This window comes from Tissierella simiarum, from assembly GCF_018917865.1.
Classification (GTDB): Bacteria; Bacillota; Clostridia; order Tissierellales; family Tissierellaceae; genus Tissierella_C; species Tissierella_C simiarum.
The window spans coordinates 72,461-86,189 of sequence record NZ_JAHLPM010000002.1; the positions used below are offsets into that span (position 1 = coordinate 72,461).

Consider the following 13,729-nt stretch of genomic DNA (forward strand, 5'->3'; position numbering starts at 1 on the left):
AAAGAAAGCCAGTATTACATATAATGTAATCTGGCTTTTAATTTATATATTATTAAAGAGTTATAAATTCATCTACAATATCTTCAATTTCTTCATTATGAGTAATCAATAATATAATCTTATCTTCCTTTTCTTCACCCAATATTTCTTTAAGTCTAACTATGCTCCTAGAATCTAAAGCTGATATAGGTTCATCTAGTATCATCATCTTTGGGTTTTTTAGTAATGCTCTTATTTCGCATATTTTCTGTTTTTCCCCACCTGATAAGTTTATATAATCACACTTACTATTTACTCTTTTATCTATGGATAGCTTTGAACACAATCTTTCTAGTCTATTACTATCGTAAGACTGAATTCCAAAGGTTAAATTTTGACTTAAAGGTATGTTAATCACATACTGAAAACTTAATCTCTTTACTTCAATAGAATCTATATCATCTATAATTTTACTTCTATTATGCTCTTGTTCCAAGTTTAAGATCTCTAACATTCTACCATAGCAAACTTTTGCATGTTGATAATTTTGCCCTAATGATAAGAAAGACTTCATGTTGGAAATACAAAGTTTAGATAAGTTACTTAAATTTTCAAAATTTCTTCCTAGTGAATTAACAATAAAAATTCTCCTTTCTAATATCTATTACTTTTTAATTTCCATTAGAAAGGAGAATTTATCTAAATTAATACTTTGTATTGTTCAATTTCTGATTTAGATGCATATATAAAGTGACCAGGTCTTATTTCGACTAATTCTGGTTCTTCTTTATCATAGTTATGAATACTTGGATCATAATAAATCCTTTTTCTATGTCTTTCATAGTTTGGATCAGCTAAAGGTATAGCAGATAGTAAAGATTTAGTATATGGATGAAGTGGATATTTATATAACTCTTCAGACTTTGCTAACTCTACTATCTTCCCATTATACATTACTCCTATAGTATCTGAAAAATACTTAACAACAGATAAATCGTGAGCAATAAATAATACAGTTAATCCCAATTTCTTCTTTAATTCATTTAGCAGATTTAGTACCTGTGCTTGAATAGATACATCTAGAGCTGATATAGGTTCATCAGCAATTACTAAATCAGGATTAGTAATTAAAGCTCTTGCAATACCTATACGCTGTCTTTGACCACCAGAAAACTCATGAGGATATCGAGTAGCATGATCTTTAGTAAGACCTACCGTTTCAAGCATATTATATATAAGTTCCATCATATGTTCTTCATTATCACATAAATTATTAATTTTTAAACCTTCTCCTATAATTTCCTTTACGGTCATTCTTGGATTTAAGGAAGCTATAGGATCTTGGAAAATCATTTGGATACCACGAGTTACTGATTTTTTTTCTTCCTTAGAAAGTTTCCTTGATATTAACTTTCCATTAAAATATACATTTCCGCCTGTAGGCTCGTATAATCTAATTATAGATCTACCTGTAGTAGTTTTTCCACAACCAGACTCTCCAACTAGTCCAAAGGCCTCTCCTTTATTGATAGTAAAACTAATATCATCTACAGCCTTTACCACTATTTTCTTCTTTCCAAATCCACTAGTAAAATATTGTTTTAAATTTTCAACTCTTAATACTGCATCCTCTTTAGTTTGTTTCATTTTGCAGCACCTGCCTTTCTTGTTGCTTTTCTATTCGAATCTTTAATGCATCAGGCATATCAATCTTTGGAGCACTTGGATGTAAAAGCCAAGTGGCTGCATAATGAGTATCACTTACTCTAAACATAGGAGGTTCTTCTTTAAAATCAATTTCCATAGCATATCTATTTCTAGGAGCAAAAGCATCTCCTTTAGGAGGATATAACATATTTGGAGGTGTTCCTGGTATAACTAACAGTTCATCTGTAGCATCTGTGTCTAAATCTGGCATAGAAGCTAACAAGCTCCAAGTATATGGATGCTTTGGATCATAAAATATTTCGTCTACCGTTCCAGTTTCAACAATTTTACCCGCATACATAACTGCTACTCTATCCGCCATATTAGCTACAACCCCTAAATCATGGGTAATAAATATTACAGATATTTGTCTCTCTTTTTGTATTTCCTTTATTAAATCTAATATTTGTGCTTGAATAGTTACGTCTAAAGCCGTTGTAGGTTCATCACATATTAATATATCTGGATCACAAGCTAAAGCTATGGCTATAACTATTCTTTGCCTCATTCCTCCAGAAAACTGAAATGGATATTGTTCATATCTCTTCTCTGGATGTGGAATCCCTACAGCCCCCATTAATTTTATTGCCTTCTTCTTTGCTTCTTCTTTTGTAATATTTCCTTTTACTAACATGGCCTCCGTTATTTGCTTACCAATTTTCATTACTGGGTCTAAAGATGACATAGGGTCCTGAAATATCATAGAAATTTCCGATCCTCTAATTTTGGTAAATTCTTTATCATTAAATTTAGTCAAATCTTTACCATTATAAAGGATTTCTCCTTTTTCTATATTGGCATTTTTGGCTAAAATCCCCATAATAGTCTTGTTTGTTACAGACTTCCCTGAACCAGATTCACCAACAATAGCTAGAGTTTCTCCCTTATGTAAATCAAAATTAACACCTCTAACAGCATGAACTTTTCCAGAAAAGGTGTTGAAGGTTATATATAAATCTTTTATTTGCAATACTTTTTCTCTATTTTCCATGGCTACAACCTCCTTTCTATTCTTGTCCTCTTAATGTTGGGTCAAATGCATCCCTTAATCCATTACCAAATAGATTAAATGCAAGCATTAATATAGATATTACCATAGCTGGAAATAAAGTTAAATGAGGATGGTTTAATAATACTTTTTGACCTTCTGCTAATAAAACCCCAATAGAAGGCTCAGGTGCCCCAAGACCTAGTCCCAGATAAGATAACATGGATTCAGTAAAAATAAATCCCGGTACTGCCAAAGTAGCTTGAGTAATAATTGGTCCTATAGCATTAGGCAAAATATGTCTAAAAATCAAACTCCTATCTTTAGCTCCCATAGTTCTAGACGCTAACACATATTCTTGCCCTTTATATTTATAAAATTGAGCTCTTATCATACGACTCATACCTATCCAGCCAGTAAGAACCATTGCCAAAATAAAGGGTATTATACCTGCCCCCATATACATAATAAATAACATTATCAGTACCAAGCTAGGAATTCCACCTAAGACTTCTGTGATTCTCTGCAACACCATATCTATCCAACCGCCATAATAACCGGAAACAGAGCCATAAACAACTCCAATAAACATATTGATTATAACAGCCATAACTCCGATAAATAAAGATACTCTTGAACCTCTCCATAGACGAGTCCACTGATCTCTTCCTATAGAGTCTGTTCCAAGCCAAAAATATACATCTTCAGCTTCATTTAATTTGTATGCATCCACCTTTATTACAGCCATGGCCACATCTCGACCTTGATGCTTTACATTATATTCTTCCACTACTTTTATAAGTGCATCTCCGTACTTTTCTTCTATATTCTCTTTCCTTACTCTTATTTCTTTTGTTCCATCAAAAATTCCGAGTTTCTCAAGCCCTGGAACTCTCGGTGGTAAAAATGCCCACTCCAAATGTTGTTCTCTATAAGTATATTCATTCATCATAGGCCCAAAAATAGCCATGAATACTATAAAAGCAATAATCCAACCAGATACAATTGCAGCCCTATTTTTCTTAAAACGAAGCATTGCATCCTTAAAAAATCCAATAGCCTCTCCTTCAAACTTTTCATCATATATCTTTTCATCCAACTGAACAAATTTAAAGTCTTTTTCTTTAATCTTTATTTCTTCTTTTAATTGTTTAGTAGTATCCATTATTTTCTACCTCCTATACGAATTCGAGGATCAATAATTCCATAAGATAGGTCTACTAACAAAATACTGATAAGACCTATTAGAGAGTAGAAAAATAATACAGCAATACTTAATGGATGATCTAATGCATTTATAGACCTAACCATTAAACTTCCAGTTCCAGGTATACTAAATATGTTTTCTACTACCATAGACCCTCCTAAGATTCCTAAAAACATAGGTACAATTATATTAGCTAAAGGTATAAAAGAATTACGTATAGCATGTTTTACAGTCGCTTGAACCTGGGATAATCCCTTAGTCTTTGCCAAAAGCATATATTCAGAATTCAAAGCATCACATAATTCTGCTCTCATATATCTAGTAATCCCCGCTATTCCAGAAAATGACAGAGAAAGTATTGGTAGAATCATAGACTTAAACTTTGTCCAAGTAAGAGTAGGTTCTGTTGATAACAATATAGGAACTAAATCCCATTTAAAAGCCATATAATATTGCATTACAGCTGCAAAAACGAAAGAAGGTACTGATATAAAGAAAATAGTTAGCGTAGAAATAGTATGATCTATTCTTGTATTCTTTTTCAATGCTGCAATTATTCCAAAAGTAATTCCTAGAGGCACCGTTAAAATAAGAGAAAAAATATTAAGTTGTAAAGTTATTGGTAACTTTTCAGCTATTATATTGAATACAGGGACCCTAGGTTGGACCTTCAGTGATGTCCCAAATTCAAAGGATAAAAAATCTTTCAAAAAATACCCATATTGAACTGGCAAGGGCTTGTCCAAATGATATTTTGCTTCAATAGCTTTTCTTACTTCTTGAGGAATCATAGGATCATCACCTACTATACTTCCTGGCATGGCATGGAGAACAAAAAAGGATATACTTATGATTAAAAACAATGTAATTGCCATTGCAGCTAATCTTTGACCTATATATCTTAGCATCGGCTTACTACTCCTTTCAATGTTACTTAAAGTTTATATCTATATTTGAGCAATTATAGTTTAAACTATAATTGCTCAAATATGATTGACTATTATATTCATTTACAATCCAGAATTGAAAATATTAGAATTTTCATGTTGTTATTGATCTAATATTTCTGCTTGATATGGAGCAAACCCTACCTCTGGCATATATTTACCACCAGTTATCAGTTTAATTCTATCTTGATACATCACAGCGTTATTGTTTTGGAATATAGGTATTAATGGTATCTCATCCATTAGTATCTCTTCCATTCTAACTAAAGCTTCTATTCTTTCTTCTGGTTTATTCATTAGATCCCCTTGCGTAGTTCTTTTGAATAATTCATCAAATTCCTTATTATACATTGTGTCAGTTTTATTTGGAAAATCACTAGTCCAAACTACCATACTCTTCCATGCATTAAATGTATTTTGTCCTCTAGCACCAATACCCATATCATAATCGCCATTTTCATAGGTATCATATGCTGCCATAGGAGGCATAGCTCTTAATGTAATATCTAGTTTATCAGATCCGAACAATTTTTCGTATTCTTCTTCTGCTACCTCTGATAATCTCTTCATAGTTTCTTGTGCTTCAAAATATATTATTTCTATCTGTATTTTTTTATTCCCATTAGCTGCATAAGCTTTCTCAAAATATTCCTTTGCTAGCTCTGGATTGTAACCGCTTCCCTCTGGAGTAATTGCCTTTGCTTTTTCAGTATCACGATATTTTAAGCCTTCTTTCCAATCTCCTACCATACAAGGTGTGGATATATAATATGGAGAAGAGGCATATACTTTAAATACACCTTTTGATATAGCATCTCTATTGATTCCGTAGAATAATGCTTTTCTTAAATCCTTATTTTGTAAAATAGGGTTCTTCTCTGACTTCCCATTTATATAGAATCCCCATACAGTATTAGCTTCTTGGAATACTATTCTTGGATCTTCTGCATATTTTTCATAATCATCACCAGTAACTGATACTGCTTCTAACTCTCCTTTTTCAAATAACTGTATTCTAGTAGAATTTTCACTGATAACTCTTTCTTCTATTCTATCTGGTGTATAATAATCAGCTACAGGAGTTCCTGTATTCTTTTCATATACTTTATGTTGATCTCTAACCCACTCTGTCAATTTATAAGTTCCTGAAGAAGGTGTTTTTTCCAAAGATGTAGCATAGTCAGTTTCCTTTAGACCTTTCGAATCTTCTTCTCCTTCTTTCTTTACCTTTTCTTTCATTCCAGCTTCATATAATTCTTTATGTACTGGAGTTGTAGCTTGATATCCTCTACTAAATGTCAATAGAACATCTATTTCCGGCATTTGTGTCTCTAATTTTATTTCTAATGTGTAATCATCTAACGCTTTAATTCCAACTTCTTCCCATTCTACTTCACCTTTAAAATATTCTAAAGCATTTACAACTGGAATAGTATCAAATAACGCTCTAGCACCACTATTGATTAGTTCTGGGTCTAACAACATTTTCCATGACCATACATAGCTATTTGCATCAATAGGGGTCCCATCTGTCCATTTTATATCTTTCTTTAATTTAAATACCCAAGTTATTCCATCTTCAGTAGTAGGTAACGCTTCTGCATGATTTGGAATGAATTTTAATCCTTCACTTTCTTTATCATAAATTAAGTCTAATAGATTTCCATAAATTAGTTCCATTACATAGCTTTCAGATGTACTATCACTTACATGGGGATTAAGAGTATCAGTAGACATACCACTTTTTCTATACACTTTTGGTCCAGTAGATTCCGCCTTTTCCACTTCTACTTCTTCCTCTTCCTTTGTAACATCTTGAGTCTTTTTACCACATCCAGCTAATATTGACATGGTCATAGCTATTATTAGCATAAGAGCTAACAATTTTTTGAACTTTTTCATAATGTCCCTCCTTATTTTATATAAAAATTTATAATTTATATTTGAGGAAATTCCATATTAAACAATAAAACTTAATTATAATTATCTTTGGTCTAAATTAATAATCCACATATTAATTATGTAAGTTTAATTATGTAATTCCCTCTTTTAAATTGTAAACTTCATCATTTATAAAAACGGACATACGATTCTATTTTCATAAATATAGAGAAGCTTACAATTTATAACTAATTCTTATGTTATAAAGTTTTTAAATTAAATTTATTAATAAATTTAATTTTCTAAAATCTTCGATTATTTTTTCGACAATGTTAGACAAGTTTTGGTTCAATATTAGATAGACTTCTAATGATTAAGACATACAAATTTGCTTAATTATTTTTAATTTAATCTAATAAATAATTAATTTTTGCAGCACAATTCTTACTTGGTGTAATATCTTACTCATTTAAAACATTAAAGTAAATTTTATATTAATTAGTTAAGAAAAGTCCTAATTTATTTGTTTAACTTATATTTAAACAATTTTATACTATATAATACATAAAGCCACAATAATTTTAGATAGTATTAAGTTATATCCTAATAACTCTAAATTCTTGGGCTTCTAGTTCCTCAACTTATATTTAAAATAGTTCTGTCAATAGTATTGTAGTCAGTGTATCATCGCCTATGTATATAAACCTTTCCTCATATATTACCATATATTGCTTCAATGGTCAATGTTTTCAGAACCTTTTAGATTTTCGGCTTATTACGACATTTTCGGACACTAATCTTACTTAATCTATTAAACTGTTAGATTAATTTTAATAAAGTAAGATATGAAAATTATCTAATTTATAATATCTTATGTTTCATACATCCTAGTTTATTCTGTGATAAGACTTCCGAATGAAGTTTTATACTACTTTTCTGCTTATAATAAAACATTCTATTTATAATAACATATAGTTAAGGCTTATGGTTCATACAACCCTATTAGAATAATATATTTTTAATTCTTTTCACTTATATCCCAGTTATATATAACCTAATACTTATATAAAATCCCAAATTAAATGGAAAACATTTGCAAGTTTGTCCTTTAAATGCTATAATTATAATAAACCAAAATTAATGGAAAAATAATCATGTTTTTCCATATATAAAGGAGGTGAAATTATGAATAAAGCTAAATTTTTTAACTATAAACCTGATTTTAATACATGTAGCGTTCAATCATGTCTAAAATTTCAAGCTTTCTATTGTTATAAAGATGTAATGTATGGAGATCCTGGTGACTTATAATTTAATAAATTTTTTATTTAACACATGGTAAAGTAGGACATTTTCTGCTTTACCAACTTTTTTATTATTACCGTTTAAGTTAGATAACGGTATATATGAATGGAGGTATAAATATGTATCCTCATGTTTTAAATAATAGCATTCTACATTATTTTGAAGATCGTGGAATACTTATTACAGACGTCGGAAATTATGTATTGAATGATGTAGAAATATATATGATAGAAAAATTCAGTGGTAATAAATCTATTAATGAAATTACATCTGAAATTGCTATTGAGTTAGAGACGGATGATAAATTCAAAATAGAGAATATTATGATGGATTTTATAAAAAGCAAATCTAATTTTATCTTCCTAAGTGAGTTGCCCAAATCTACCTACTTTAAAAAAACGGGATTAAAAGATGCAAAAGTACCTATGGGAGTAGTTCTAAGTCTTACTGATAAATGTAATCTTAACTGTATCCATTGTTTTAAGAAATGTTCAAATAAAAATGATGACTTTATTCCTTATAATGAGTTAATAGATACGTTAAGTTTTCTGAAGGATAAGACTACTAATATACAACTTACTGGTGGAGAACCTATGCTTCACAATAAATTTTTTGATATTTTGAAACATTGTATTGATAACTTTGATACTAGCATAACTACTAATGGAACATTAATTAATTCTGAAAATGTAAATAACTACAAAGGGGTAAATACGGTTCAGATCTCAATGTACTCATATGAGGAAAATAAACATGATTTGGTAACTACAGTTTCAGGCTCTTTCAGAAAAACTATAAATGCCATAAATGAACTTTCTAAAATAAAAATTCCTTCAACAGTATCAACAATAATTACAAAACAAAATATCAATAATATAGAAAATATGATTGAATTTACTTATAAAATTGGTGCAAGCTCAATAAGATTTGGTAATTTAACATCAAGTGGAAGAGCAGCTTCTTTAAGTTCGTTAGTTATATCTCAAGAAGATATTAAAAATGTAGAATATATATTAGATGATTTATCGGAAAAATATAGGAATAAAATAAGAGTTTTAACTTGGCGTGAAGATGAAAACAAAAAAGGTATCGACTTTAAACATAAAAGTTTAGAATGTGGTGCAGGTCTTTTAAATTGGTGTATAAGCGAGGCTGGCATTATCAAACCCTGCGAATTTTTAGATGACGATGTATGCCCTATTGGAAATATTAAAGAAAATAAAGTTGAAGAGTTGGTAAAAAATTATAACTTAGATAAAATGACAGAAGGTCTAATTAGATTTGAAAAAAAATTAAACAAAGAGAATACTAGTATTAAAAATATGTGCCAGCAAATAAAAAACTATTATCTGCAGTATTGCATTAGCGAATAAGATATTTAGATATTCTTACATACATATAGTATTAGAATCTAAATTATTTTCATGGCTAAAACTAAATGGTAATCTATAATTCCCTTTCATTAAATAAGGTTTTATATAGTCATCTATATAAAACCTTATTTAAAGCTATGCTTCTTCTGCTATAGCAGATATATTTAATTTATCGTATAAATTCTTATTCTCTTCAAAAAAGTCTAATGACATGTTTCTAGCCTGCTGTAAAATATCCTTAGCTTCTTCTATTTTATCATATTCCATAAGAGTTGCTGCACAGTCATGATAAGGGTCCATATAATTAGAATCCGTAAGTTTCACAGCATTTTTAAGATAATGTATTCCTTTTTCAACTTCTCCTAATTTACATAGTGTTAAACCCAACCCTTTATTTGCATATATATCATTATGATCTATTTCAAGAATTCTTTCATTTACATCTTTAGCTATAGTATAATTCTTTAGCATAAAATTTACATAAGCATAAAGATTTAAAATCTCTATATTCTCATTTCCTAAATGAATTGCTCTTTCTAATAAAAGTTCAGATAACTGAAATTGTCCCATTTCTGCCAAATTCTCTGCATTTTCAAATAGAATATCTATGTCATTTATAGCTTTTATTTCTTCCCTTTTTCTATCCATGGCTATGTAATATGAACAATATTTATTTTCTTTGTATATACTATTTTCCATACATAATCTTGAATTGGAACACCCACCAAGGCATACATCCCCATAATTACACTTACTGCAAAATCCTTCTATTTTTTCTTTTGTAATTTCTCTATTCCATTTAAAAGTTTCAGAACTTGTCCATATATCTTTTAAAGAATTTTCTCTTATATTTCCTTCAATAAATTCTTTATTTCTTATAGAAGTACATCCTACTATGTCACCGTTACATAAAATACCTAAGCTGTGTTTTCCAGCTCCACAACCCTGCCATATGTAGTTATTATTAGAAAAAGCCTTTCTTACTTCCATTTCTTTTGTATTATAGTATCCTATGCAATCTGCAAAATGTACTTTTATTTTATTATCATTTAAATTTTTATATCCAAAATCAATTATTGTATCAATCCCATCGTTATCTAAAACTAACTCACAGTTTTCTTTTAAATTTCCCATAGGCATACCAATTTGAAGTTGCCATGTAGTTACTCCATTTTCTATGAATACACTTTTCATATCTTCTAACTGATTTATATTCTGCTTATTTACTGTAGTTATTACTGCAGAATACATTCCTTTATCCTTCATAAGTTTAAGAGCTTTTATAGATCTTTGAAAAGAACCAGACTTTCTCATAAAATCATGAGTTTCTTCTAAGCCATCTATACTTATAGCAATAGTATTTATCCCTGATTCCATAGCCTTATCTATAATCTCTTCATTTATAAGCCATCCATTAGTTATCATAGTTGGAATAATACCATTATCTCTAAGTCCCTTTGCTATAATATGCCAATCATCTCTTGTAGTCGGTTCTCCCCCAGATAAGGTTATATGTTTAAAGCCTAATGCTCCAAGTTCTTCACATAAAGTTAAAGCTTCTTTCGTCGTTAGCTCGTCAATTTGAGGATTTTCACATATTGATCCACAATGCTTACAACGCATATTGCATCCCATTGTTATTTCCCAAACACCAGTCATTGGCTTGTATTTCATAATTATCCTCCCACTCAATTATGTTATTATTTATTGTCTATTAACATAAAAAATTTAGAATTAAATTATTGGGAATGACTTAAGTCATTCCCAATATTGTTGTTCCTATTATTTTTAATATTCTACAGGTGGAATTCCATATAGTGGTTGTATTGGTGGTTTAGAATCATCCCCTATTTTATTAAGTGATTCTGTAACTACATCTGTGGATATAAATTCCTCCAACCCCTTAGTTAATTCTTTGATATTCATACAAATACCCCCTTATTTTATTTTGCATTACCATTATGTCTATATAATTTATTTAATGGTAATGTATGATTACCTTGTAATATATTGTATAATATGTAAGTGGAAAAGACAAGCCTTTTGTACAAAATTTAACAGTTATATTAATAAAGCTTTAAAATTAGCTATTAAGAAGGAGTGGTAAATATGGAAAAAGTAACTTATGATGAAGAAAATAGAGAATCTTTTGCAGTATGTATGTCATCATTATGCAAACATTTTGGTACTAGAATCTCTGCATCTAAAATTAACAGCATTATAAATTATAAAGAAGAAGATTTAAATATTATGGATTTAGAAGACAAGCTAGGATTTTCTATTAAACAGCTTAAAGGAAGTAACATTGAAGATATATTGTCTTATTGTCCTATACCTGCAATAGCATATATAAATGAAAATGGAATCAATCATTACATAGTTATAGAAAAAATAAATAAAAATAAAATAATAGCATCTGTTCCCAAAAAAGGTATTATAAGCTTCTCCTTTCTTGAATTTATGAATATATGGAATGGTATTATGTTTGTAATCATACCTAAAATACAATTGGATTCAGAAAAGAAAGGGTTATTTAAGAAATTTTCCGCCATTCTTAAATATCAAAAGAAATTTATTATAAAAATATTTTTTATCTCATTATTAATAACAATCTTTGGTGTAATAGGAGCATTTTATTTTAAGTTTCTTGTCGATAAAATAATCCCCAATAATTCTAAAAGTTTATTAACTCGATTTTCTCTTTTATTTATTTTACTTTTCACCTTTAAAACTTTATTTGAACTATTTAGGACCCAGCTTTTATTGTATCTTGGGCAAAACATAGATATGGGACTTATGCTTGGCTATTATGAACATGTTGTTGACCTACCTATGAACTTTTTTGATACAAGAGAAATTGGAGACATAATATCAAGGTTTAATGATTCAGGAAAAATAAGGGATGCTATATGTAATGTAGCTTTAGCAATTATGATAGATACACTTATGGCAATTATAGGTGGAATTATGCTCTATCGTCAAAATATTATTCTATTTTTGGTGACTATTATTCCCATTGCTTTTTATGGCATAATAGTATACTTTTTCAGAAAACCTTTAGAAGATATAAATAGAAAAACTATGGAAAGTGGATCAAATCTTACTTCATACTTAATATCATCACTAAATGGAATAGATACTATTAAAGCCTTCAGTACAGAAAATGAAACAAAGCTTAAAACAGAAAAGAAATTTTTAAATTTGACAAGGAATGCTTTAAAAAGAGGATGGATTACCAATCTCCAAAGTTCTTTAAAAGCTTATATTAAAGTTATATTTAATGTGATAGTTTTTTGGATTGGTGGAATAGAAGTCATAAGGGGAAGATTAACTCTAGGCGAACTCCTAACCTTTAATGCTCTACTTACATATTTTTTAAATCCTATAGAGAGCATAATAAACTTACAGCCATCTATTCAAACAGCAATGGTTGCGGCAGAAAGAGTTGAAAATATATTAGATATTGAGAAAGAAAAAATAAGGTATAAAGGTTCTTTGAAACCTTCTTTAAAAGGAAATATTACATTTGAAAATGTTTCCTTTCAGTACAATTCGGAAACCCCTGTATTAAGTAATATTGATATTGATATAAAACCTGGTGAAAGAGTAGCTTTTGTAGGTGAAAGCGGCTCAGGCAAAACCACATTAACAAAGCTTTTAATGAATTTTTACTCCATAGAAAAGGGAAATATATTTATAAATAATATCAATATAAATGACATAGATCTTGATTATTTAAGAAGCAGAGTTGGATATGTTCCCCAATCTTTGTTTTTCTTCAATGGAACTATAAAGGAAAATCTATGCATGGGCAATTTTTTTATAAAGGATGACGAAATCACTGAAGTCTGTAAAAGAGTTGATATAGATGACTTCATAAATTCCCTTCCTAACAAATATGATACTATCATAGATGAAAATGGAACTAATTTATCAGGAGGACAAAAACAAAGGCTTTCTATAGCAAGAGCTCTTTTAAAAAACCCAGATATAGTTTTACTAGATGAAGCTACGAGTAATCTCGATTCTATAACTGAAAAAATTGTTGAAGAAACTATATTAGAATATACGAAAAACAAAACTACCATAATTGTAGCTCACAAATTGAAGTTTATAACTTCATGTGATGTTATTTATGTTATAAAAAAAGGAAAAGTAATAGAAAAAGGTTCTCATCAAAAACTTATGGAAAAAAATGGAGAATACTATAAGCTTTGGTATAAACAATTAAATAATAAAAAAGGCTTCTAAAGAAGCCTTTTAATGTAGCCTTTTTTGAAACTCATTTAGGTCAGAACGAGTTCTTATATTGAAAAAAGAAAAAAGTAGAACTTTCCTATTC

At 29.3% G+C, this 13,729-nt stretch carries 11 protein-coding genes; 3 read left to right on the forward strand and 8 right to left on the reverse strand.

Annotated features, from left to right (window positions below; genetic code table 11):
• Positions 1-52 precede the first annotated feature (52 nt).
• The 6 genes from KQI42_RS02770 to KQI42_RS02795 form a co-directional block, all read right to left on the reverse strand.
• Positions 53-553, reverse strand: a complete 501-nt coding sequence (locus KQI42_RS02770; RefSeq protein ID WP_216516514.1) for an ATP-binding cassette domain-containing protein — start codon at positions 551-553, stop codon at positions 53-55.
• A gap of 125 nt (positions 554-678) precedes the next feature.
• On the reverse strand, positions 679-1,626 hold the full coding sequence (locus KQI42_RS02775; protein WP_216516516.1) for an ABC transporter ATP-binding protein: 948 nt from the start codon (positions 1,624-1,626) through the stop codon (positions 679-681).
• Positions 1,613-2,677, reverse strand: a complete 1,065-nt coding sequence (locus tag KQI42_RS02780) for an ABC transporter ATP-binding protein (RefSeq protein ID WP_216516517.1) — start codon at positions 2,675-2,677, stop codon at positions 1,613-1,615. Before KQI42_RS02780 ends, KQI42_RS02775 begins: the two co-directional genes overlap by 14 nt.
• A 16-nt stretch (positions 2,678-2,693) precedes the next feature.
• The gene (locus KQI42_RS02785) at positions 2,694-3,839 is read right to left on the reverse strand and encodes an ABC transporter permease (RefSeq protein ID WP_216516520.1); all 1,146 of its coding nucleotides are present in this window, start codon (positions 3,837-3,839) and stop codon (positions 2,694-2,696) included.
• The gene (locus tag KQI42_RS02790; RefSeq protein ID WP_216516522.1) at positions 3,839-4,789 is read right to left on the reverse strand and encodes an ABC transporter permease; all 951 of its coding nucleotides are present in this window, start codon (positions 4,787-4,789) and stop codon (positions 3,839-3,841) included. Before KQI42_RS02790 ends, KQI42_RS02785 begins: the two co-directional genes overlap by 1 nt.
• A 141-nt stretch (positions 4,790-4,930) precedes the next feature.
• Positions 4,931-6,730 (reverse strand): peptide ABC transporter substrate-binding protein, encoded by a 1,800-nt coding sequence (locus KQI42_RS02795; protein WP_216516524.1) that lies wholly within the window; start codon positions 6,728-6,730, stop codon positions 4,931-4,933.
• A 1,164-nt stretch (positions 6,731-7,894) separates the two neighbouring features.
• Between KQI42_RS02795 and KQI42_RS21200 the strand changes: the two genes are divergently transcribed.
• Together KQI42_RS21200 and KQI42_RS02800 are read left to right on the forward strand one after the other, a co-directional pair.
• Complete coding sequence (locus tag KQI42_RS21200; protein WP_281420268.1) at positions 7,895-8,020, forward strand: hypothetical protein; 126 nt, start codon at positions 7,895-7,897, stop codon at positions 8,018-8,020.
• A 113-nt stretch (positions 8,021-8,133) separates the two neighbouring features.
• Complete coding sequence (locus tag KQI42_RS02800) at positions 8,134-9,387, forward strand: radical SAM protein (RefSeq protein ID WP_216516526.1); 1,254 nt, start codon at positions 8,134-8,136, stop codon at positions 9,385-9,387.
• Positions 9,388-9,522: 135 nt separating this feature from the next.
• Here KQI42_RS02800 and KQI42_RS02805 read toward each other — a convergent pair whose 3' ends face one another.
• Positions 9,523-11,061: a radical SAM/SPASM domain-containing protein gene (locus KQI42_RS02805; protein WP_216516528.1), complete on the reverse strand. Its 1,539-nt coding sequence runs from the start codon at positions 11,059-11,061 to the stop codon at positions 9,523-9,525.
• A gap of 114 nt (positions 11,062-11,175) precedes the next feature.
• Positions 11,176-11,313: a hypothetical protein gene (locus tag KQI42_RS02810; RefSeq protein WP_216516530.1), complete on the reverse strand. Its 138-nt coding sequence runs from the start codon at positions 11,311-11,313 to the stop codon at positions 11,176-11,178.
• 183 nt (positions 11,314-11,496) lie between these two features.
• Here KQI42_RS02810 and KQI42_RS02815 point away from each other — a divergent pair, with 183 nt between their 5' ends.
• Positions 11,497-13,638 (forward strand): peptidase domain-containing ABC transporter, encoded by a 2,142-nt coding sequence (locus KQI42_RS02815; RefSeq protein ID WP_216516532.1) that lies wholly within the window; start codon positions 11,497-11,499, stop codon positions 13,636-13,638.
• The last annotated feature ends 91 nt before the right edge of the window (positions 13,639-13,729 follow it).

Coding starts and splice junctions, on each gene's coding strand:
- KQI42_RS02770 (WP_216516514.1), bottom strand. CDS start 553: ATGAAGTCTTTCTTATCATTAGGGCAAAATTATCAACATGCAAAAGTT.
- KQI42_RS02775 (WP_216516516.1), bottom strand. CDS start 1,626: ATGAAACAAACTAAAGAGGATGCAGTATTAAGAGTTGAAAATTTAAAA.
- KQI42_RS02780 (WP_216516517.1), bottom strand. CDS start 2,677: ATGGAAAATAGAGAAAAAGTATTGCAAATAAAAGATTTATATATAACC.
- KQI42_RS02785 (WP_216516520.1), bottom strand. CDS start 3,839: ATGGATACTACTAAACAATTAAAAGAAGAAATAAAGATTAAAGAAAAA.
- KQI42_RS02790 (WP_216516522.1), bottom strand. CDS start 4,789: ATGCTAAGATATATAGGTCAAAGATTAGCTGCAATGGCAATTACATTG.
- KQI42_RS02795 (WP_216516524.1), bottom strand. CDS start 6,730: ATGAAAAAGTTCAAAAAATTGTTAGCTCTTATGCTAATAATAGCTATG.
- KQI42_RS21200 (WP_281420268.1), top strand. CDS start 7,895: ATGAATAAAGCTAAATTTTTTAACTATAAACCTGATTTTAATACATGT.
- KQI42_RS02800 (WP_216516526.1), top strand. CDS start 8,134: ATGTATCCTCATGTTTTAAATAATAGCATTCTACATTATTTTGAAGAT.
- KQI42_RS02805 (WP_216516528.1), bottom strand. CDS start 11,061: ATGAAATACAAGCCAATGACTGGTGTTTGGGAAATAACAATGGGATGC.
- KQI42_RS02810 (WP_216516530.1), bottom strand. CDS start 11,313: ATGAATATCAAAGAATTAACTAAGGGGTTGGAGGAATTTATATCCACA.
- KQI42_RS02815 (WP_216516532.1), top strand. CDS start 11,497: ATGGAAAAAGTAACTTATGATGAAGAAAATAGAGAATCTTTTGCAGTA.